The organism is Paraburkholderia caffeinitolerans, from assembly GCF_902859945.1.
Lineage (GTDB): Bacteria > Pseudomonadota > Gammaproteobacteria > Burkholderiales > Burkholderiaceae > Paraburkholderia > Paraburkholderia caffeinitolerans.
Genome location: NZ_CADIKL010000012.1, coordinates 46,209 through 66,996 on the forward strand (window position 1 = coordinate 46,209; position 20,788 = coordinate 66,996).

General features: G+C 66.1%; 19 protein-coding genes. 10 read left to right on the forward strand and 9 right to left on the reverse strand.

The features are described from left to right. Positions 1–2: 2 nt before the first annotated feature. Positions 3–1,058, reverse strand: a complete 1,056-nt coding sequence (locus tag HV773_RS14235) for a DMT family transporter (RefSeq protein WP_129561886.1) — start codon at positions 1,056–1,058, stop codon at positions 3–5. Between the two features lie 523 nt (positions 1,059–1,581). Between HV773_RS14235 and dapC the strand changes: the two genes are divergently transcribed. From dapC to cls, 6 genes are all read left to right on the forward strand, one after another. Further along, entirely contained in the window at positions 1,582–2,805 is a 1,224-nt protein-coding gene (dapC, locus tag HV773_RS14240; protein WP_227875383.1) for a succinyldiaminopimelate transaminase, read from the forward strand. A gap of 78 nt (positions 2,806–2,883) precedes the next feature. Beyond that, entirely contained in the window at positions 2,884–3,711 is an 828-nt protein-coding gene (gene dapD, locus HV773_RS14245; RefSeq protein ID WP_129561885.1) for a 2,3,4,5-tetrahydropyridine-2,6-dicarboxylate N-succinyltransferase, read from the forward strand. After that, a complete protein-coding gene (locus tag HV773_RS14250) occupies positions 3,711–4,079 on the forward strand; it encodes an ArsC family reductase (protein WP_129561884.1) in 369 nt (122 codons plus the stop codon). Before dapD ends, HV773_RS14250 begins: the two co-directional genes overlap by 1 nt. Positions 4,080–4,173: 94 nt before the next feature. Next, on the forward strand, positions 4,174–5,313 hold the full coding sequence (gene dapE, locus HV773_RS14255) for a succinyl-diaminopimelate desuccinylase (RefSeq protein ID WP_129561883.1): 1,140 nt from the start codon (positions 4,174–4,176) through the stop codon (positions 5,311–5,313). A gap of 24 nt (positions 5,314–5,337) precedes the next feature. After that, positions 5,338–6,234 carry a 50S ribosomal protein L3 N(5)-glutamine methyltransferase gene (gene prmB, locus HV773_RS14260; protein WP_129561882.1) on the forward strand — a complete coding sequence of 299 codons (897 nt, stop codon included), beginning with the start codon at positions 5,338–5,340 and terminating at the stop codon, positions 6,232–6,234. A gap of 231 nt (positions 6,235–6,465) precedes the next feature. Continuing rightward, positions 6,466–7,953, forward strand: a complete 1,488-nt coding sequence (cls, locus tag HV773_RS14265; protein ID WP_129561881.1) for a cardiolipin synthase — start codon at positions 6,466–6,468, stop codon at positions 7,951–7,953. Positions 7,954–7,980: 27 nt separating this feature from the next. Here the strand turns inward: cls and HV773_RS14270 are convergent, their stop codons facing one another. Next, positions 7,981–8,463: a glutathione peroxidase gene (locus tag HV773_RS14270; protein WP_129561880.1), complete on the reverse strand. Its 483-nt coding sequence runs from the start codon at positions 8,461–8,463 to the stop codon at positions 7,981–7,983. Between the two features lie 179 nt (positions 8,464–8,642). Between HV773_RS14270 and HV773_RS14275 the strand changes: the two genes are divergently transcribed. Next, positions 8,643–10,592 (forward strand): ATP-binding cassette domain-containing protein, encoded by a 1,950-nt coding sequence (locus tag HV773_RS14275; protein WP_129561879.1) that lies wholly within the window; start codon positions 8,643–8,645, stop codon positions 10,590–10,592. Between the two features lie 109 nt (positions 10,593–10,701). Next, a complete protein-coding gene (locus tag HV773_RS14280) occupies positions 10,702–11,874 on the forward strand; it encodes a CaiB/BaiF CoA transferase family protein (RefSeq protein ID WP_129563320.1) in 1,173 nt (390 codons plus the stop codon). 118 nt (positions 11,875–11,992) lie between these two features. On the opposite strand, the gene HV773_RS14285 is transcribed toward HV773_RS14280, so the two are convergent. The 3 genes from HV773_RS14285 to alr all read right to left on the reverse strand — a co-directional run bounded on the left by HV773_RS14285 (position 11,993) and on the right by alr (position 14,862). After that, positions 11,993–12,262, reverse strand: a complete 270-nt coding sequence (locus HV773_RS14285; RefSeq protein ID WP_129561878.1) for a DUF2866 domain-containing protein — start codon at positions 12,260–12,262, stop codon at positions 11,993–11,995. Positions 12,263–12,394: 132 nt separating this feature from the next. Beyond that, on the reverse strand, positions 12,395–13,771 hold the full coding sequence (radA, locus tag HV773_RS14290) for a DNA repair protein RadA (protein ID WP_129561877.1): 1,377 nt from the start codon (positions 13,769–13,771) through the stop codon (positions 12,395–12,397). 20 nt (positions 13,772–13,791) lie between these two features. Then, complete coding sequence (gene alr / locus HV773_RS14295; RefSeq protein ID WP_129561876.1) at positions 13,792–14,862, reverse strand: alanine racemase; 1,071 nt, start codon at positions 14,860–14,862, stop codon at positions 13,792–13,794. 220 nt (positions 14,863–15,082) lie between these two features. On the opposite strand from alr, the gene lplT reads away from it, so the two are divergent. Next, a complete protein-coding gene (lplT, locus tag HV773_RS14300) occupies positions 15,083–16,393 on the forward strand; it encodes a lysophospholipid transporter LplT (protein WP_129561875.1) in 1,311 nt (436 codons plus the stop codon). A 61-nt stretch (positions 16,394–16,454) separates the two neighbouring features. After that, positions 16,455–17,261: a bifunctional hydroxymethylpyrimidine kinase/phosphomethylpyrimidine kinase gene (gene thiD / locus HV773_RS14305; protein WP_129561874.1), complete on the forward strand. Its 807-nt coding sequence runs from the start codon at positions 16,455–16,457 to the stop codon at positions 17,259–17,261. A gap of 42 nt (positions 17,262–17,303) precedes the next feature. On the opposite strand, the gene HV773_RS14310 is transcribed toward thiD, so the two are convergent. From HV773_RS14310 to tsaB, 4 genes are read right to left on the reverse strand one after another with little or no spacing between them, the layout of a single operon-like run. Then, a complete protein-coding gene (locus tag HV773_RS14310) occupies positions 17,304–18,422 on the reverse strand; it encodes a DUF1853 family protein (protein WP_417629177.1) in 1,119 nt (372 codons plus the stop codon). After that, entirely contained in the window at positions 18,419–19,408 is a 990-nt protein-coding gene (locus HV773_RS14315) for a uracil-DNA glycosylase (RefSeq protein WP_129561873.1), read from the reverse strand. Before HV773_RS14315 ends, HV773_RS14310 begins: the two co-directional genes overlap by 4 nt. Then, the gene (gene rimI / locus HV773_RS14320; protein WP_129561872.1) at positions 19,395–19,889 is read right to left on the reverse strand and encodes a ribosomal protein S18-alanine N-acetyltransferase; all 495 of its coding nucleotides are present in this window, start codon (positions 19,887–19,889) and stop codon (positions 19,395–19,397) included. Before rimI ends, HV773_RS14315 begins: the two co-directional genes overlap by 14 nt. After that, positions 19,886–20,686, reverse strand: coding sequence for a tRNA (adenosine(37)-N6)-threonylcarbamoyltransferase complex dimerization subunit type 1 TsaB (gene tsaB / locus HV773_RS14325; RefSeq protein WP_174220048.1), 801 nt, complete (start codon positions 20,684–20,686; stop codon positions 19,886–19,888). Before tsaB ends, rimI begins: the two co-directional genes overlap by 4 nt. Positions 20,687–20,788: the final 102 nt, after the last annotated feature.

Sequence of the window (20,788 nt, forward strand, 5' to 3'; positions counted from 1 at the left end):
AATCATACCATCGTGCGCGCGCCTTTCCGCCCGCTGCGCGGCGAAGCGCTGGGGCCGCCGGGGTCATTCGCACCGTCATCGGCATCGCCGCTTTCGTCGATGGGACACGCTTGCGCGTGGGCAATCACGCTGGCGTCGGCGCTCGCATGCTTGCCGCTCTGCCTGGCGTCCTGCGCGCGGTGAACCCAGCTCGACAGCAGCGTGGCGAGCACGATGCATGCGCCGCCCGCCATCTCGCGCGGCCCCGGCGTTTCGCCCGCGAGCAGCCACGACGAGAGCGCGGTCACCACGAGTTCGAACAACATGATGATCGACGCGCGGTTCGCCGGCACGCGCGCGAGACCGTATTGCACCAGCATGTTGTTCGAGCTGAGCAGCAGCCCAAGCAGGGCCACCAGCAGCACGATGTGCGCCAGCGGCTCGCCGGCGTGCAGCACCGGCGTCGGCTCGAAGCGCGACGCCACGGCGCCGCAGAGCGCCGCACCGCCGAAAATCACGGCGGTGCGCATCTCCGGCTTCATCTGCGGCAACACGCGGCTCGTCTTCACCACGAGCACATTGCTCATCGCAAAGCCCATGCCGCCCGCGAGTCCCGCCCATTCGGCCGCGTTGGCCGGCAATGGCACACCGAGCTTCGGCGACCACAGCATGAGCGCCGCGCCCAGCAGCGACAGCGCGGAGAGCGCCGCGCCAGGCCCCGTGAGGCGCTCGTTCAGGATGAAATGCGCGTAGATCGCCGTCCATGCCGGCGTGAGGTAGAAAAGTAGAAGCACCCGCATCACTTCGCCGTGGATCGCGCCCCACACGAAGCCCATATTGGCCACGCCCGCGGCCAGCCCGAGCATCGGCAGCACCCAGTGCCAGCGCACCGTGGCGATCGAGCGGTGGCGCAGCAACAGCACAAAGAGGCACCCCGCCGCGCTAGTCGCGGCTCCAGCGGCCGTGCCGGTCAGGCCGAGGCTCGCGAGCGTGCGCAGCGGATACCAGATCACGCCCCACACCGAGGCGCCGATCATGATGGCAAGCGTCGGCCAGCCGGACTTCAGGCTCGCGTTCATTGCCCGGCCCTCCCGTACCGCATCCCCATGGCGGCAGCGCGTATCGGCTGCTTTTCGGACTGCATACTCCTCCCTTGTTTCCTTTGCTGTTTCTCGTTTGTTGCTGACTGTCCTGCCTGTTTGCCCTGCTTGTCGCCATATGTGCGGTATGCGCGCTGTGCCATGCGCAGGCGACCTGCACCGCCGAAGCCCGCCCATTGGGCCTCCCGGGCCCACATTCCCGACTACATGGCTCGCCTGCGCACACACCGGTGCGCCCGCAGGCCGTGCATCGCCAAGTTATAATTCACGCTTTTCCAGCCGCAGCAGCCACCCCCGACGCGCGACAAGCTCCATGCCGCCGCGATCCACGCCACCCATGCCGGATCGCGCCGCCAGACACCGCAGCAACCGGCCTTATCATGGCCACGACATCGTCGCGCCGGGTTGCATCGGGTCACATCGTCGCCGGAACCAGGCCGCCGATGCCGGCCATTGCGCCGCGCGCTGTCCAACCGTCTTTCGCATTTCACCCGCCAAGCCCGTGAATCCGCTACTCGACTCTCTCCAGCCCTATCCCTTCGAAAAGCTGCGTGCGCTCTTCAAGGACGTCGCGCCGAATGCCGGCCTGCGCCACATCAGCTTCGGGATCGGCGAGCCGAAACACCCGACGCCCGCGCTTATCCGCGATGCCATCGTCGCTTCGCTCGACGGCCTGTCGGCCTACCCGGCCACGGCCGGCAGCCCCGCGCTGCGCGAGGCGATCGCGAAATGGGTGACCGAGCGCTATAGCCTGCCCGCCATCGACGCGAACACGCAAGTGCTGCCCGTGTGCGGCTCGCGCGAAGCGCTTTTCGCGCTCGCCCAGGCAGTCGTGAATCCCACGGCTGGCGCGAGGGATCCGGCAAAGCGGCCGATCGTACTCTGTCCGAATCCGTTCTACCAGATCTACGAAGGCGCCGCGCTGCTTGCGGGCGCCGAGCCATACTTCGTGAACAGCGATCCCAGCCGCAACTTCGCCTGCGATTATTCTCAGGTTCCCGTAGAGGTCTGGGCGCGCACACAGTTGCTCTATGTCTGCTCGCCGGGTAACCCGACGGGCGCCGTGCTCACGCTCGACGACTGGCGCGAACTGTTCGCGCTCTCCGATCGCTACGGCTTCGTGATCGCCTCCGACGAGTGCTACTCGGAAATCTACTTCGACGAAGCGCATCCGCCGCTCGGCGGCCTCGAAGCCGCGCACCGGCTCGGCTGCGGTTTCGAGCGCCTGATCATGCTCTCGAGCCTCTCGAAGCGCTCGAACGCGCCCGGCATGCGCTCGGGCTTCGTCTCGGGCGACGCGGCACTGCTCAAGCAGTTTCTGCTTTACCGGACGTACCACGGCTCGGCGCTGTCGCCGGTCTGGCAGTCCGCCAGCATCGCGGCTTGGGGCGACGAGGCGCACGTGCGCGAGAATCGCGCGAAGTACGTGCAGAAGTTTTCGACGATTACGCCGATGCTCGCCGACGTGCTCGACGTAAAGCTGCCCGACGCCGCGTTCTATCTGTGGGCCAACGTCGCGCGCACTGGCCTCTCGGATACCGCGTTCGCCCAGCGCCTCTACGCCGACTATAATGTGACGGTTCTGCCGGGCTCGTATCTCGCGCGCGAAGCGCATGGCGCGAATCCCGGCAAAGACTTCGTCCGCATGGCGCTCGTCGCCGACGTCGAGGAGTGCATCGAGGGCGCGCAGCGCATCGTCGACTTCTGCCGCTCGCTCAAGCAGTAACAGTAAAGCCATCTTCCGTACGCGCGCCCGCCACCGGGTGCGCGAGTCACGCATTTGAACTCACACGAAACCACCATCATGTCGCAACAACTTCAGCAGATCATCGACACCGCCTGGGAAAACCGCGCCGACTTCTCGCCCAAGTCCGCGCCGAACGACGTGCGCGAAGCCGTCGCCCACGTGATCGCAGAACTGGACAAGGGCGCACTGCGCTGCGCCGAAAAGAAGGACGGCGACTGGGTCGTCAATCAGTGGGTTAAGAAGGCCGTGCTGCTGTCGTTCCGCCTGGAAGACAACGCGCCGATGCCCGCCGGCGGCTACAGCCAGTTCTACGACAAGGTGCCCTCGAAGTTCGCCAACTACACGGCCGAAGACTTCGCAGCGGGCGGTTTCCGCGTCGTGCCGCCGGCCATCGCGCGCCGCGGCTCGTTCATCGCGAAGAACGTCGTGCTGATGCCGTCGTACACCAACATCGGCGCTTATGTCGACGAAGGCACGATGGTCGACACGTGGGCCACCGTCGGCTCGTGCGCGCAGATCGGCAAGAACGTGCACCTCTCGGGCGGCGTGGGCATCGGCGGCGTGCTGGAGCCGCTGCAGGCCAACCCGGTCATCATCGAAGACAACTGCTTCATCGGCGCGCGCTCGGAAGTCGTGGAAGGCGTGATCGTCGAGGAAAACTCGGTCATCTCGATGGGCGTGTACCTCGGCCAGTCGACCAAGATCTACGACCGCGAAACCGGCGAAGTCACGTACGGCCGCATTCCGGCCGGCTCGGTCGTGGTGGCCGGCAACCTGCCCTCGAAGGACGGTTCGCACAGCCTCTACTGCGCCGTGATCGTCAAGAAGGTCGACGCGAAGACGCGCGCCAAGGTCGGCCTGAACGAGCTGCTGCGAGGCGACTAATGGCGAAGGCCGCAAAAACCGTCGTCGTCTACGGCATTCCGAACTGCGACACCGTGAAGAAGGCCCGCGTGTGGCTCGAAGAGCACGGCGTCGAGTTCGAATTCCACGACTTCAAGAAGGCCGGCGTGTCGAATGCGCTGGTCCAGGACTGGCTCAAGGACGTGTCGCTGGATCTGCTCATCAACAAGCGCGGCACGACCTGGCGCGGCCTGTCCGACGTGCACAAGGCCGAAGCCGACACGACCGCCGGCGCGATCGCGCTGATGATCCACAAGCCGTCGATCATCAAGCGGCCGGTCGTGGCCGTGAATGGCCGTGTGAAGACGCTGGGTTTTTCCGCCGAACAGTATGAGGCGCTGTTCGCTTGAGCGCGGCGCTGTTCGCCTGAAACTGTTTTCCCTTGCTGTTGCCGGCCCCTGTTCGATCAGCGGCGCCGGCATTTTTATTGAAAGTGGTTCATTCATGTCCGCCACCCTCGCCCTTACCGAAGCCCTGATCGCCCGCGCGTCCGTGACGCCCGACGACCAGCACTGCCAGCGCATCATGACCGAACGCCTCGGCGCGCTCGGCTTCGCGTGCGAAACGATCGAATCCAACGGCGTGACCAACCTGTGGGCCGTCAAGCGCGGCACGGCCGGCGCCGCAGGCCCGCTGCTCGCGTTCGCGGGCCACACCGACGTCGTGCCCACCGGCCCGATCGAACAATGGAGTTCGCCGCCATTCCAGCCCTCGCACCGCGACGGCGTGCTCTACGGCCGCGGCGCCGCCGACATGAAGACCTCGCTCGCGGCCTTCGTGGTGGCGAGCGAGGAGTTCGTGGCCGCGCACCCGCAGCATCGCGGCGCGATTGCCTTTCTCATCACGAGCGACGAGGAAGGTCCTGCCACCGACGGCACCATCAAGGTGGTCGAAGCGCTGCAGGCGCGCGGCGAAAAGATGGACTACTGCATCGTGGGCGAGCCCACTTCCACGCACACGCTCGGCGACTGCGTAAAGAACGGCCGGCGCGGCTCGATGTCGGGCAAGCTTGTCGTGAAGGGCGTGCAGGGCCACATTGCCTATCCGCACCTCGCGAAGAATCCGGTGCATCTGCTCGCGCCGGCGCTGGCCGATCTCGTCGCCGAAAAATGGGACGACGGCAACGAATACTTCCCGCCCACCACGTGGCAGGTTTCCAACATCCATAGCGGCACCGGCGCCTCCAACGTGATTCCTGGCCACGCCGACGTGATGTTCAACTTCCGTTTTTCGACCGCGAGCACGGTCGAAGGCCTGCAAAAGCGCGTTCACGCGATTCTCGACAAGCACGGCCTCGAGTATGACCTGCACTGGAGCGTGAGCGGCCTGCCCTTCCTCACCCCACGCGGCGCGCTTTCGAACGCGCTCGAACAGGCGATCCTCGACGAGACCGGCGTGACCACGGAGCTGTCGACCACGGGCGGCACGTCCGATGGCCGCTTCATCGCGCGCATGTGCGAGCAAGTCGTGGAGTTCGGACCGCCTAATGGCAGCATCCACAAGATCGATGAGCATATCGAAGTAAAATTCATCGACCCGCTCAAGAACGTGTACCGTCGCGTGCTGGAACAACTGATCGCCTGACGGCCTACTGCTGGAGTCAAAGACATGCCCCATTCGCTAGCCACGACCTTTTCCACCGTGCGCGACCTGCTGCGCTACGGCGTCTCACGCTTTTCGGCCGCGCATCTCGCGTTCGGCCACGGCTCGACCAATGCCTACGACGAGGCCGCGTATCTGATCCTGCATACGCTGCATCTGCCGCTCGACCTGCTCGATCCGTTTCTCGACGCGCGCCTCGCGCCCGAGGAAATCGACAAGGTGCTCGCCGTGATCGAGCGCCGCGCGAACGAGCGCGTGCCCGCCGCCTACATCACGCAGGAAGCGTGGATGCACGGCCTGCGCTTTTACGTGGACGAGCGCGTGATCGTGCCGCGCTCGTTCATCGGCGAACTGCTCGAAGACGGTTTGCAGCCCTACGTGGAAGACCCCGAGCAGGTCACCGCCGTGCTCGAACTGTGCACGGGCTCCGCGAGCCTCGCGATCCTCGCGGCGCACGCGTTCCCGAACGCCGACATCGACGCCGTCGACCTCTCGGCGCCCGCGCTCGAAGTCGCGGCGCGAAACGTGCACGAGCACGGTCTCGACGAGCGCATCGCGCTCTTCGAAGGCGACCTGTACGCGCCGTTGCCCGAGCGCCGCTACGACGTGATCATTACGAATCCGCCGTACGTGAACGCCGAATCGATGCAGGCGCTGCCGCCCGAATACCGCCACGAGCCGGAGATGGCGCTCGCGGGCGGCGTGGACGGCATGGACATCGTGCGCGGCATCATCGGCGAAGCCCGCAAGTGGCTCACCGACGAAGGCGTGCTCGTGGTCGAAATCGGCAACGAACGCGCGAACGTGGAAGCCGCGTTCGGCGGCCTCGAACTCGTCTGGCTCTCGACGAGCGCGGGCGACGACCAGGTGTTCCTGATCCAGGCTGCTGACCTGCCGGTCTGAGCATGGGGAAATAACGGCCCGGCGGCACTCGAAGATACTCGAGAGCGCTGCCGGGCAGCGGCGCACAATCGCAACACAATCACGCGCTCCCGACTGGCGCAAAGCCGGCGTGCAAGCCGAATCGCCGCTACGCGACAGGGTTCGGTAAGATGAATGTTTCCCGGCTCACGCGGTTCGCACAGCCAGCACTCACGGCTGCACCGCACGGCTTCAGGAGCGTCCCGCGCCTTTATGCGATTCGACTGGTCAACCCTGGGCATTCTGCTCGCGATCACACATCTGCTCGGCCTGATCGCCGCATGCCACGCCATCCTCAATACGCGCACCTCGCAAGGCGCGATCGCCTGGGCCGTCTCGCTCGCGACGATGCCCTACTTCACGCTAGTCCCCTATCTGTTCCTCGGCCGCAGCAAGTTCGAGGGCTACGCGGACGCGCGGCGGCTACGCAACGAAACCTTGCGCACGCGCGCGCACATGCCCACCTGGCACCCGCCCGGCGGCCCCGATGACGAACTGGCCAATACGGGCGACTGGCCAGTCGACGAACTGAGCACGCGGGTGATCCGCTCGTTCTCGCAACTGGCCGGCATGCCGCTCGTGGCGGGCAACACGGTGCGCACGCTCGTCAACGGGGAAGTCACGTTCTCCGCGATCTTCGACGCGATCGAACAGGCGCGCCGTTACGTGATCGTGCAATTCTTCATCGTGCGCGCCGACGCGCTCGGCGACATGCTCAAGGACACGCTGCTCGCCTGCGCCGCGCGTGGCGTGCGCGTGCTGTTCCTCTACGACAGCATCGGCAGCTTCGACCTGCCGGCGCGCTACGTGCATGACCTTCGCGCGGGCGGCATCGAAGTGCATCCGTTCTCGGCGAAGCGCCGCTTCGTCAACCGCTTCCAGCTCAACTTCCGCAACCACCGCAAGATCGTGGTGGTGGACGGCGAGCGCGCGTTCGTGGGCGGCCATAACGTAGGCGTCGAATACCTGGGTGCGAAGCCGCCGCTCTCGCCGTGGCGCGACACCCATATCGAGGTGCGCGGACCCGTGGTGGCCAACATCCAGTTCGCCTTCACCGAAGACTGGTACTGGGTCACCCAGGAACTGCCCGGCTGCGAACCGCCCGCCGTGACGCAGCGAGTCGAGCCGCGGGTCGAATCACGGGACAGCAACGACATGCACTGCCTCGTGATGCCCACCGGCCCCGCCGATCGTCAGGAGACCTGCTCGCTCTTTTTCGTCGAGGCCATCAACGCCGCAAAAAAGCGCGTCTGGATCACCACGCCTTACCTCGTGCCCGACGAAGCGGTGTTCTCGGCGCTGCGTCTCGCGGCGCTGCGCGGAGTGGATGTGCGCATCATGATCCCGAGCCGGCGCGATCACTTCGTGGTGTTCGAGGCGTCCACGCTCTACGCCTATGACGCGGTGCGTGCGGGCATTCGCATCTTCCGCTACAAACCCGGCTTCCTGCACCAGAAGGTCGTGCTGATCGACGACACAGCCGCCGCCATCGGCAGCGCGAACCTGGACAACCGCTCGTTCCGCCTGAATTTCGAAATCATGGTGCTGACCGTGCATCGCGGCTTTGCCGCCGAAGTGGAAGCGATGCTGCAGCACGACTTCGAGCAGGCCTTCGAGATCGACCGCGGCGAATACCGCGACGCCCACGCGTGGCGCAAGATCTCGATGCATGTTGCCCGCCTGTTCGCACCCATTCTGTAGCTAGCCCGCGGGCCAGCCCGTGCGCCCTTACAGCAGTTGCTCGATGTCCGCCGCAATGGCGTCGGGTTTCGTGGCGGGCGCATAGCGCTTGACGACCTTGCCGTCGCGGCCCACAAGAAACTTCGTGAAGTTCCACTTGATGCGCCCGATGCCGAGCACGCCCGGCGCCTCGCCCTTGAGCCACTGGTACAGCGGGTGCGCGTTGGCCCCATTCACCTCGATCTTCTCGAACATCGGAAACGTGACGCCGAAGTTCTTCTCGCAGAAGGCGCCGATTTGCGCGGCGTCGCCCGGCTCCTGCTTGCCGAACTGGTTGCACGGAAAACCGAGCACCGCGAGGCCGCGCGCGGCGTACCGCTCGTGGAGCTTCTGCAAGCCCTGATACTGCGGCGTGAATCCGCATTCGCTCGCCGTATTGACGACCAGCATGATCTTGCCCGCGTACTGCTCGAGGCTCACGGGCGCGCCGCCACCGAGCGGCGCGGCCGAAAACGAATAAACCGTCGACATCTGGCTCTCCCAACGAAAGCGCCAGTCTACGTGAGAAAACCTGTCCGCCACAGACTGGCCGAATGGCTGAATGGAGCGGAGAATCGGCCCGAGACCGGCGTTAGCCGTCCGGCCGATGCCGGCACAGCTGCGACGCAGTCTAAAATAGCGCTTTCCGTATTGTCAGTGCTGGCGCTCTCGTGATCCGCTTCAACCAATTCAGCCTTGCTCGCGGCACCAAGCCGCTTTTCGACCAGACCTCGTTCACCCTGAATCCGGGTGAAAAGGTCGGCCTAGTCGGCGCCAATGGCGCGGGCAAGTCCACGCTCTTCGCCGTGCTGCGCGGCGAGCTGCACGCGGATGCAGGCGACTTTTCGATGCCGCCGTCGTGGCAGATCGCCCACGTCGCCCAGGAAACGCCGGCCGTCGAGAAAAACGCGCTGGAATACGCACTCGACGGCGACGCCGCGCTGCGCGACATCGAGGCGCGCATCGCCTCGGCCTCCGCGGTCCACGACGGCGCGGCCGAGGCCGAAGCGCACGCCGCCTTCGCAGACGCCGACGGCTACACCGCGCCCGCGCGCGCCGAGGCGCTGCTGCTCGGCCTCGGCTTCACCATGGAGCAAACGCAGCAGCCCGTGGCGAGCTTCTCGGGCGGCTGGCGCATGCGCCTGAACCTCGCCCAGGCGCTGATGTGCCGTTCAGACCTGCTACTACTCGACGAACCCACGAACCACCTCGACCTCGACGCGATCGTCTGGCTCGAAGACTGGCTCCACCGCTATCCCGGCACGCTCGTCGTGATCTCGCACGACCGCGAGTTTCTCGATTCGGTCTGCAACGTCACGCTGCATCTGGAGAACCAGCAAGTCAAACGCTACGGCGGCAACTACTCCCAGTTCGAGATCCTGCGCGCACAGCAAATGGCGCTCCAGCAAAGCGCCTACGAAAAGCAGCAGAAGACCGTCGCGCATCTGCAAAGCTTCATCGACCGCTTCAAGGCCAAGGCCACCAAGGCGCGCCAGGCGCAAAGCCGCGTCAAGGCGCTGGAGAAGATGGAGCTGATCGCGCCCGCGCACGCGAGTTCGCCGTTCACGTTCGAATTCCGCACGCCCGACTCCGCGCCCAATCCCATGCTCGTGATGGACACCGTGCGCTGCGGCTATCGTGCCGACGACGGCAGCGAAACGCCCATCGTCGAGGGCGTCGCGCTGTCGATCCAGAACGGCCAGCGCATCGGCCTGCTCGGCGCGAACGGGCAAGGCAAGTCCACGCTCATCAAGACGCTCGCCGCCACGCTCGCGCCGCTCTCGGGCGAGTTGCGTACCGGCAAGGGTCTGCAGATCGGCTATTTCGCGCAGCATCAGCTAGAAACGCTGCGCCCCGACGACACGCCGCTGCAGCATCTCGCGCGCCTCGCGCCCGATACGCGCGAGCAGGAACTGCGCGACTTTCTGGGCGGCTTCAACTTTCCGGGCGAGATGGCCACGGCGCCGATTGCCCCGTTCTCTGGCGGCGAGAAAGCGCGTCTTGCGCTCGCCCTCATCATCTGGCAGAAGCCGAACCTGCTGCTGCTCGACGAGCCGACCAACCACCTCGACCTCGAAACGCGCCACGCGCTCACCATGGCGCTCGCGCAGTTCGAAGGCACGCTGATCCTCGTGTCGCACGACCGGCATCTGCTGCGCGCCACCACCGACCAGTTCATGCTGGTCGCGAAACACCGCCTGCAACCGTTCGACGGCGATCTCGACGATTACCGCGACTGGCTGCTCCAGCACGCCGCCGAACAGCGCGCGGCTATCAAGAGCGCGGCGCTCGGCACGGCAAATGCGCTGGATGGCGAAGCGGGCGACGCCGGCGTGAACCGCAAGGAGCAGCGCCGCCAGGAAGCGGAGACGCGCCAGCGGCTTTCGCACCTGAAAAAGCCGTTGCAGGCGAAAATCGGCAAGATAGAAAAGGAGATGGACGCGCTCAACGCGGAGAAAGGCACGCTGGACGCGTTCGTCGCCGACCCCGCCAGCTACGAGCCGGCGCAAAAGACACGGCTGACCGAAGCCATCCGCCGTCAAGCCGAAGTCCAGGCGCGCCTCGAAACGCTCGAAGCCGACTGGCTCGGCGCGCACGAGGAACTTGAGCAGATCGGCTGACACAACCGGCGCCACGGTCAGCACCGCATTTATCACTGCGGTTTTCACAACGGTCAGGCGCTAATCTGGAGCCAAACGAGTGTCGAAGAGAGTGTCGATCCCCCCCGCATTGCAGGGCCTGCGCGTTCTCGATCTGACCCGCCTCCTGCCAGGCCCCGTAGCCACGCTGCGCCTCGCGGAAATGGGCGCCGACGTGCTGAAGATCGAACCGCCCGGCGCCGGCGACGCAGCACGCAACATGATGCAAAGCGCCGAAGACGAGGTTGCGGGCCGCCCTGGCGCGTTCTACCGGCTCGTCAACCAGGGCAAGCGCGAGACGCGGCTCGACCTCAAATCTGAAGGCGGCCGCGCTGTGCTGCTCGCGCTCGCGCGCGACGCCGATGTGCTCGTCGAGAGCTTCCGCCCCGGCGTAATGGAGCGGCTCGGCCTCGGCTACGAAACCTTGCGTGCGAATAATCCCAAGCTCGTCTACTGCGCGATCACGGGCTATGGCGCGAAGGGGCCGTTCTCCGACCGGGCGGGCCACGATCTGAACTACATCGCGTACGCGGGCGTGCTCGACCAGATCGCCACGCGCGAAGGCGAGCCCGCCCTGCCGAACTTCCAGATCGCCGACCTGCTCGGCGGCGCGCAGGCCGCGCTCACGCAGATCCTCGCCGCGCTCTGGCACGTCGCGCGTGGTGGTCAAGGCCGCTTCGTCGATGTTTCCATGGCGCACCAGGCGCATGCGCACAACGTGATGGCTCACGTCGCCCTCGCCAACGACGACGCGGCGGCGCTCCAACCCGGCGGCGGCCTGCTCAATGGCGGCGTGCCCTGCTACAACTTGTACCGCACGCAGGACGAGCGCTGGCTCGCCGTGGGCGCGCTCGAACTGAAGTTCTGGCAGACGCTGTGCACGGCCATCGGCCGCGAGGATTGGGCCCAACGGCACTGGAGCCTCGGCCAGACGCCAGGCGGGTCGGACGCGGCGGCGCTCACGCGCGAGTTTGCCGCGCTCATTGCGAGCGAAACACTGCAGACGTGGATCGACCGACTCGAGGTGATCGATTGTTGCGTCTCCCCCGTCCTCACACCGGGCGAGGCCGCCAATCACCCGCTGTTCAACGCCGAGGTGCTGCAAGCCCTGCTCGATGACGCCGCGGCCCAGCGCGAAGCCGCAGCGCGCCGGGCAGCCAGCCAGGGCACGGCCAGCATGCCCGCCGCTGCCGCCGGAAGCAACCCGGTGCCAGCCGGCCAGCCGCCCGGCAAGAAGCCGTTCAACTATGGTCCCTGGGGCTGAGTGAGGAAGCCGTAAACGAAAATAGGCGCTTGCCGGCTCCGGATCGGAGCATCAAGCGCCCATTTTCACGATGATTGATAAAGATTGAACGAAGCAAAGCCGAGCCGAAGGCTCCGGCCTAACGGCGCGGCAAAGTCTGACGCGGCGAGCGCTCGTCGTCGTAGAGCACATGTTTGCGGCCTTCCACATGATGCGCAATGGTGCTGCGCACCTGTGCCGCCGTTACGTTGCCGGCCACCACCTGACGCGAAATGCGGCCGTCGTTGTCGATCCACTCGACGATCCGGCAGCTACTGCCCCAAGGCTGCAAAAGCGGCTCGGAGACCCGGCAGCCGCGCACGACGACCGAGCTACCGCCGAAGCCGATGGACGATTCTGTCTGTTTCAAGTCGCTATCCTTTCCGCTGGATGCGGGTTGAGCATCCGCGAAAGCATAGGGAAATCACAAAACGAAAAGGTTACAGTGCGTACCAGGGTTGTTACCAATCATTACGCGCCAGACCGCGCCCGCGCACCCGGTCTACTCGAGCTCGCGCACGCGGTCGATGGCTTCCTCGATCCGCTCCACGGCAATGACGTTCAATCCCTCGATCGGCTGTTTCGGCGCATTGGCGCGGGGAATCAGCGCGCAGGTGAAACCGAGCTTGGCCGCTTCCTTCAAGCGATCCTGCCCGCGCGGCGAGGGTCGGATCTCACCGGCAAGCCCCACTTCGCCGAAAACGATCAGGCCCTTTGGCAACGCCTTGTTACGCATCGATGAATGGATGGAAAGCAGCACGGCGAGGTCGGCGGCCGGTTCGGTGATTTTCACGCCGCCCACCGCGTTCAAGAATACGTCCTGATCGAAGCAGCCGATGCCCGCATGACGATGCAGCACCGCCAGCAGCAGCGCGAGGCGGTTCTGTTCCAGCCCGACCGCAAGGCGGCGCGGATTGGGCACCTGCGCCGTATCGACGAGCGCCTGCACTTCCACGAGCAACGGCCGCGAGCCCTCCTGGGTCACCAGTACGCAAGAGCCCGGCACGCTTTGCTCGTGCTGCGAGAGAAAAAGCGCCGACGGATTGGCGACGCCACGCAACCCGCGCTCGGTCATCGCGAACACGCCCAATTCATTGACCGCGCCGAAGCGGTTCTTGAACGCGCGCACGAGCCGGAACGACGAATGCGTATCGCCCTCGAAGTACAGCACCGTATCGACGATGTGCTCCAGCACGCGCGGGCCCGCGAGATTGCCCTCCTTCGTCACGTGGCCAACCATGATGATGGCCGTGCCCGACTGCTTGGCGATGCGCGTGAGTTGCGCGGCGCACTCGCGCACCTGCGCCACCGACCCGGGTGCGGAGGTGAGCGCCTCGGAATAGATCGTCTGGATAGAGTCGATCACGGCGACGTCGGGCTTTTCGGCCTCGATGGTCGCCTGGATTTTTTCGAGCTGAATCTCGGCGAGCAATTGCAACTCGCTCGCTTTCGAACCCGGATCGAGCAAGGCAAGCCGTTGCGCGCGCAACGCAATCTGCGCCGCCGACTCCTCGCCGCTCACATAGAGCGCGCGCCGTTCGGCCGCAATCTGCGCGAGCGACTGCAACAGCAGCGTGGACTTGCCGATGCCTGGATCACCGCCGATCAGCACCACGCCGCCCGCAACCAGTCCACCGCCCAACACGCGGTCGAACTCGCCGACACCCGTGGTAAAACGCGGCACGTCGGACGCTTCGATATCGGCCAGACGCCGCACCGGCGCGCTCTTGGCAAGCGACTGAAAGCGGTGATTGCCGGCTGGCTCCGCGACGCTCTCCACCAGCGTGTTCCACGTGCCGCACGCGGGGCACTGTCCTTGCCATTTCGGCGCCTGTCCGCCGCATTCGGTGCAGATATAGAGCGTCTTTGCCTTCGCCATGCTTTTTGCCATGCTGGGGGTTATTCCGCGCGTACCGGCACGCGTGGCGCGACCGCGCACATCAGCTCGTAGCCGATCGTGCCGCAGGCTTGCGCGACATCGTCGATTGGCAGATTTGCGCCCCACAGTTCAACGCGCGTGCCCACGCCCGCGCCCTGCACCGGCGTGAGATCGACCGTGAGCATGTCCATGGAGATACGTCCCACCACGCGCGTGCGCACACCGTCGACGATCACGGGCGTGCCTTCGGGCGCAACGCGTGGATACCCGTCAGCGTAGCCACAGGCCACCACGCCGATACGCATCGGCTGGCGCGCCGTGAAGATCGAGCCGTAGCCGACGCTCTGGCCTTCGGCGACGGTCTGCGTGGCGATGATCTCGGAGGCGAGCGTCATGGCCGGCTGCAAACCGACGCCGTCGAGCGCCGAGGCCACACCCGAAGGCGAGGCGCCATACAGAATGATGCCGGGGCGCACCCAGTCGAAATGCGATTCGGGATGCCAGAGCGTAGCCGCCGAGTTCGCGAGGCTGCGCGTGCCCGCGATGCCCTGCGCGCCGCGCTCGAACGCCGCCATCTGCTCGCCGATGCCACGCGGGGTATCGGCGTCCGAAAAGTGCGTCATCAACGTGATCTGGCCAATGCCGGGGCAGGCGCGCGCTCGCTCCCACGCTGCGCGGTATTTCTCCGGCGTGTAGCCGAGCCGGTTCATGCCGCTGTTCATCTTGAGCTGAACGTTGAGCGGCTTGGACAGGCGCGCCATTTCGAGCATGCGCATCTGCTCGTCGCAATGGACCACGGTGGTGAGGCTATAGCGGTCGATGACGTCGATGTCGGTCGGCCGGAAGAAGCCCTCCAGCAGCAGGATCGGCCCGGCCCAGCCCAGCTCGCGTAATTTCACCGCCTCTTCGAGGTCGAGCAGACCAAAACCATCGGTCGCGCGCAGGCCGGGAAACGCGCGGGCAAGCCCGTGCCCGTAGGCATTGGCTTTGACCACGGCCCAGATTTTCGACTGCGGCGCGTATTTGCGGACGACGGCGAGATTATTGGCGAGAGCAGCGGTGTGAATCGTGGCGGAAAGGGGGCGAGGCATGGGATTTTTTTCGCAAAGACGCTTTTGAATCAGGAGCTTACAGGGTGTTTTCAACCCCCGGAAGGCCCGTCTGACAGGCGGTCAAGGAATGTGCTAGTCCGAACTACGCTATTTTCGTGATATAAAGCCCTGCGCACAACCCATTTCGAACGTAATAAAGCCCGGATGCCTCCCACCCGTCCGGGGCGGACGGACCGCAGCGAGGAAAGCATCGCATCAGATGAAAAAAGGCTTTTACACCATCATGGCCGCGCAGTTTTTTTCGTCGTTGGCCGACAATGCGCTCCTCATCGCTGCAATTGCACTGCTGAAAGACCTCCACGCCCCGAACTGGATGACGCCGCTGCTCAAGCTGTTCTTCGTCCTGTCCTACGTTGTTCTTGCCGCATTCGTCGGTGCCTTTGCTGATTCCCGCCCCAAGGGCCAAGTCATGTTCATTACGAACACGATTAAGGTCGTGGGCTGCGCCATCATGCTCGCCGGCACGCATCCGCTGTTCGCCTATGGAGTGGTCGGCTTCGGCGCGGCGGCGTATTCACCGGCCAAGTACGGGATTCTCACGGAACTGCTGCCGCCTGAGCGCCTCGTGGCCGCCAATGGATGGATCGAAGGCACCACGGTCGGCTCGATCATCCTCGGCACGGTGCTAGGCGGCGCGCTGATCAGCCCGCACATCGCCGCCCACATCATTCGCCACACGCCCGCCTCGATCAACACCCCCGCCGAAGCCGCGATGCTCGTGATCATGGTCATCTACGTGATCGCCGCGCTCTTCAATCTGCGCATTCCCGACACCGGCGCGCGCTATCCGCGCCAGCAGCACGGGCCGATCCGCCTCATCACCGACTTCGCCGAGTGCTTCAATATTCTCTGGCGCGACAAGCTCGGCCAGATTTCGCTCGCGGTCACGACGCTGTTCTGGGGCGCCGGCGCGACGCTGCAATTCATCGTGCTCAAATGGGCCGAAGTGTCGCTCGGCATGTCGCTCTCGGAAAGCGCCGTGCTGCAAGCCGTAGTGGCCGTGGGCGTCGCCGCCGGCGCGATGATCGCCGCCGCGCGCGTGCCGCTCAAGAAGTCGCTTTCGGTGCTGCCGGTGGGCATCATGATGGGCTTTGCCGTCATGCTCATGGCGTTTTACACGCGCAACCTGTTTCCGCCGCACTGGGGCCTGCATATCGGCCATATGCGCATTCCGGGCTACCTCGTGCTCGCCTATATCTTCCTGATGGTGGTCGGCGGACTCTCGGGCTTCTTCGTCGTGCCGATGAACGCGCTGCTCCAGCATCGCGGCCACGTGCTGCTCTCCGCGGGCCACTCGATCGCCGTGCAGAACTTCAACGAGAACCTCTCGGTGCTAATGATGCTGTGCCTCTACGCCGTGCTCGTCTGGCTCGACGTGCCGGTGACCATCGTGATCGTGCTGTTCGGCACCTTCGTCTGCCTGATGATGTGGCTCGTGATGCGCCGCCATCAGGCCAATCAGCGCTCGTTCGACTCGGTCGCGCTGATCGGCGAAAATCATCGCCACTGAATCCCGCGCCCGCGCGGCGGCGGCCTGCGGGTCCGGCGCGCGGCGCATTTGCGACGCTGCCATGACCTCACCGATTTCCAATGTCCTCACGATCGCCGGCTCCGACTCGGGCGGCGGCGCCGGCATCCAGGCCGACCTCAAAGCTTTCTCCGCGCTCGGCGCCTATGGCGCGAGCGTCATCACTGCGCTCACGGCGCAGAACACGCGCGGGGTCACCGCCATCCACGCGCCCGATGCGGGCTTCGTCACCGCGCAGCTCGACGCCGTGTTCGACGACATCCGCATCGACGCCGTGAAGATCGGCATGCTTGCCAACGCATCGATCGTGCGCGCCGTCGCCGATGCGCTGCGCCGCCACCAGCCGCCGCGCATCGTGCTCGACACGGTGATGATTTCGAAAAGCAATCACGCGCTGCTCGCGCCCGAGGCCGTGACGGCGCTGCGCGAAGAACTGCTGCCGCTCGCGGGCGTGGTCACGCCGAATCTACCCGAGGCCGCGGCGCTGCTCGGCGTGACGCCGGCAACCGACGAAGCCGCGATGGTCGAGCAAGGCGAGGCGCTGCGCGCACTCGGCGCGCAAGCCGTGTTGATGAAAGGTGGTCACCTCGGCGGCGCAGACAGCCCCGACTGGCTAATTGAAGCCAGCGGAACGCTGCGTCTGGGCGGGCCGCGCGTGCCGGTGACGAACACGCACGGCACGGGCTGCACGCTCTCCTCCTCAATTGCCGCGCTGTGGCCGCAGCATGCGACGCTCGCCGATGCCGTCACCCAGGCGAAGACGTATCTCACCGGCGCGCTTGAAGCGAGCGAGCGGCTCGACGTAGGCCATGGCGTCGGCCCGGTACATCACTTCTGGCGCTGGTGGTAAATCGGGCACGACGTGCTTGTCACGGTGACGTCGTAGTCGAGGTCATGGGCGCGCGAAGGCCTGGGCGCGCGCCGGCCAGTCGTCGGGGACGATAAAGCCGCGCGAGCGCTCGACGTAGCCGCCCGCGCCATCGGCCACAAAGGCGGCGACCATCACCGGCTCATGAACCTGAGCGAGGCCCGCGAACAACGTTTCAGCCGGCACCGGCGCGGCCACGGTTCTGCGCGCCGCGAGCGCATCGCGGTCCACATCGCGATGGCGCCCGGCGCCGCCCTCCTGCCGCTCGCTCTCCCCATTGGGCATCGGCAAGCATTGCCCTCCGCCCGGCCCGATACGCCGTGGCGCGAGCCAGGCGAGCCGCGGCAGCACGCTCCAGCCATCCGCGCCTTCACGTTCCGCGAAATCGGCCCAATCCGTCTGCGTGACCCACCAGCCGCGCCCATGCTGTGCGGAGAGTTCCGGCAGGTCACCCGGCGCCAAGCCCGCGCCCTTGCCCGCGCGATAGAAAAGCCAGCCCTTCCAGAACATCTGCGCGAGCCACGGTCCTGGATATCCGAGCCAAGCGAACTCTTCGCGCGCACTCAAGCGCAGTTGGTGATCGCGCAGGTGTACGAGCTTCAAATCGAAACGATCGCGCAGATTCGGCCCGACGAAATCGGCGAGTCCCGGCATGCCCTTCTCCGCCACGCCCAGGTGCATGTACCACTTCACCGCCAGTTCCCAATGGAGCCGTTGGCCGTTGCGCGTCTCCACGAGAAAATCGCACTCGCCCAGCGTGAGGCCCGCGCGCCGCAGTGCGACGTTCGCCGCGACAAGCCGTGGCGCCGGCCCATGGACAAGAAACCAGCCGAGCAGCGCTTCGGCATAGCGGCCGAGGCGCGTGAGGCGCGTAGCGTCGAGCGAGGCATGCAAGTCGGCAGGATCGCGATCGAGTTGCGTGAGCCACGCTGCGGCGGCATTCGCCTCGTCATCGCTCGCCCACGGCTCGGCAAGCGGCGCATGGGGTTGCGCACGCAACAAACCAGCGCTGAACAGCAGCCATGCGAGATCGCGCACGACTGGATCGGTGAGATCCTGGTAGAGCGAGTCGAGCAGCGGCTGGATGGAGCCTGCGGTGGCCGGGCCGCCCGACGAGGCATCCACGGGCCGCCTCATCGTCATCGCTCGCCGCCGCCCGCCGCGCGCCAAGTGTCGCGGGCGAGGCACAGATCGGCCCAGGCCTTCGATTTGTCTTGCAGGCTGCGCAGCAGATACGCGGGGTGATACGAGACGATCACAGGCACGCCTTCGTACTGATGCACGCGCCCGCGCAGCGAGGCGATGCTGCCATCGGTTTTGAGCAGGCTTTGCGCGGCGAAGCGCCCCATGGCGACAATGATCTTCGGCTTCACGAGCGCGACCTGGCGTTGCAGATACGGTTCGCAGCGTGCGACCTCGTCGGGCTCCGGATTGCGGTTGCCGGGCGGGCGGCATTTGATGACGTTCGCGATGTACACGTTCTCGCCGCGCGAGAGCGACAACGCCTTCAGCATGTTGTCGAGCAGCTTGCCCGCCTGGCCGACGAACGGCTCGCCGAGGCGGTCTTCGTTTTCGCCGGGCGCCTCGCCGATCAGCATCCACTCCGCAGCGCGATCGCCCACGCCGAACACGGTGTTGGTGCGCTTCTCGCACAGCCGGCAACGCGTGCACGAGGCCACGCGTTCGGCTAGCGCATCCCAGTCGAGCGTCGCAACGTCATCGCGCGGAACCGGAGCAGGCGCCAGATCATGCGGCAGCGACGGCTCGGGCGTGGCATCGAACCAGGCGAAATCGTCGTCGGTCAGCGGCGGTGGTTCTTCCTGTGCGGCCGGGGTGGCCTCAGCGTGCTGAACTGGCCCGGCGGCAGCGCGACCACGGTCGGACGGCGGCGGCGAAACTGGCGCTTGCGCGACGGCGTCTTGTTGCGGCGCGGGCGCAGCGACGCGTTGCGCAACCGGCTGCGGCTGCAGCGGCTCGTTTTGCGGCATCGAGTCCGGCGCAGCCTGCCCGGCAAGCTCGGCACCGGCAGCCGTCACCGAGTCGGCGGATGACTGTGCCGCCGCCATGCCCCGGCGCACCCAGCGCGGCGCGAGGCCTAGCTCCTCCAGCGCGATCTCATCGAGCGGCATCGGCGCCCTCCATTGCAAGAGTGAAACGCATCACGATCGCGTCTTCACGGGTGTGATGGCGAGCCGGATAGTAGTTCTTGCGCCGCCCGATGGTGACGAAGCCAAACTGCTCGTAGAGCCGGATCGCCCGATGATTCGACGGCCGCACTTCCAGCAACAGCCCTTCGAGCTGCTGCGCACGCGCGAGACGCACGCCTTCGCGCAGCAACGCAAGGCCTGCGCCCGCGCCTTGCGCCGACGGCGCGACGCACAGGTTCAGCAGATGCATCTCGTCGACAACCGGCATCAGCACGCAATAGCCGATCAAGGTGCCCGTCACATGGCGCATGCACAAGCCAAAGTAACCGTTGCGCAGCGAATCTTCGAAGTTGCCGCGCGACCATGGGAATTCGTACGCAGATTTTTCGATGACCACGACCTCGTCGAGATCGCTCTCGGTCATCTGCGAGAGGTAGCGGTCGGTCATCAGCACGCCGCTCATCGCCCCCCCTCGCGGCCGCCGTTTTGCCCCCCGCCCTGCGCCGCCTTTGCCGCCATGCGCTCGGCCGTGGTCTGCGCGACCTTGTTGCGCACATACTCGGGTGCGGCCTCGTCGGCGCGCAGCGTGCGGCCCGCACGGAATGCGCGCAGCGCGGCGTGCGCGAGCGGCAGCGCGTGCGGCAGGGCCTCGGCGTCGATGGTGCGCGCGGTCGTCGAGGCGACGAGGCGCGCGCCGAACGCCGCTGCCGCATTGCCCGCGAGCGTGAACGGCTCGTCGGGCGCGGCGATGGCCTCGGGCGCGTCGAGCGACGCCGGGCGCAGCGCGCGCCAGTCGTTCACGGCGGCGTCCCATGTGTAGTCGGCCCAGTACGCTTCGTCCATGCGCGCGTCGAGCGCAGCGAGCACGCGCGTCGCCGCCGGATCGCGCAAGCGCGCGCTCTCGGCACAAATGAGCAGCGTGCTCACGGGCACCACGGGAATGTCGAGGCCGAAGGCCAGGCCTTGGGCGACGCCGGTGGCGGTGCGCAGACCGGTAAAGGAGCCAGGACCCGCGCCAAACGCGATCGCATCGCAGTCCGCGAGCGTGAGCCCCGCTTCGGCGAGCAATTCTCCGATCGCGGGCAAAAGGCGCGTGCTGGAAACGGCACCGGTGGCTTCATGGCGCGTCCAGACGCGCGGCCCGGGCGGTGTTTCGCTGGCGGAACCGGATAAGTCGGCGGCGGGCGCGGTAACGCGAAGCAATGCGACCGAGCAGTATTCGGTCGAGGTATCGAGGGCAAGCAGCACGGTTTCAGTCATGAGCGCTATTGTAATGCGCCGCCTTCGTGCAGTCGCTGGCCAGGCATGGCCCATGCGTCGACGTTCCGCCTCCATAGAATGGAGGAATGGTTCCAGCCCCTT

Excerpts from the sequence above, each read along its gene's own strand:
- HV773_RS14315 (WP_129561873.1), bottom strand. The coding sequence starts at position 19,408 with ATGCCGCTCGATGAGATCGCGCTGGAGGAGCTAGGCCTCGCGCCGCGC.
- cls (WP_129561881.1), top strand. The coding sequence starts at position 6,466 with ATGCGATTCGACTGGTCAACCCTGGGCATTCTGCTCGCGATCACACAT.
- rimI (WP_129561872.1), bottom strand. The coding sequence starts at position 19,889 with ATGAGCGGCGTGCTGATGACCGACCGCTACCTCTCGCAGATGACCGAG.
- dapD (WP_129561885.1), top strand. The coding sequence starts at position 2,884 with ATGTCGCAACAACTTCAGCAGATCATCGACACCGCCTGGGAAAACCGC.
- tsaB (WP_174220048.1), bottom strand. The coding sequence starts at position 20,686 with ATGACTGAAACCGTGCTGCTTGCCCTCGATACCTCGACCGAATACTGC.
- HV773_RS14270 (WP_129561880.1), bottom strand. The coding sequence starts at position 8,463 with ATGTCGACGGTTTATTCGTTTTCGGCCGCGCCGCTCGGTGGCGGCGCG.
- thiD (WP_129561874.1), top strand. The coding sequence starts at position 16,455 with ATGACCTCACCGATTTCCAATGTCCTCACGATCGCCGGCTCCGACTCG.
- prmB (WP_129561882.1), top strand. The coding sequence starts at position 5,338 with ATGCCCCATTCGCTAGCCACGACCTTTTCCACCGTGCGCGACCTGCTG.
- HV773_RS14310 (WP_417629177.1), bottom strand. The coding sequence starts at position 18,422 with ATGACGATGAGGCGGCCCGTGGATGCCTCGTCGGGCGGCCCGGCCACC.
- lplT (WP_129561875.1), top strand. The coding sequence starts at position 15,083 with ATGAAAAAAGGCTTTTACACCATCATGGCCGCGCAGTTTTTTTCGTCG.
- radA (WP_129561877.1), bottom strand. The coding sequence starts at position 13,771 with ATGGCGAAGGCAAAGACGCTCTATATCTGCACCGAATGCGGCGGACAG.
- HV773_RS14235 (WP_129561886.1), bottom strand. The coding sequence starts at position 1,058 with ATGAACGCGAGCCTGAAGTCCGGCTGGCCGACGCTTGCCATCATGATC.
- HV773_RS14250 (WP_129561884.1), top strand. The coding sequence starts at position 3,711 with ATGGCGAAGGCCGCAAAAACCGTCGTCGTCTACGGCATTCCGAACTGC.
- dapE (WP_129561883.1), top strand. The coding sequence starts at position 4,174 with ATGTCCGCCACCCTCGCCCTTACCGAAGCCCTGATCGCCCGCGCGTCC.
- alr (WP_129561876.1), bottom strand. The coding sequence starts at position 14,862 with ATGCCTCGCCCCCTTTCCGCCACGATTCACACCGCTGCTCTCGCCAAT.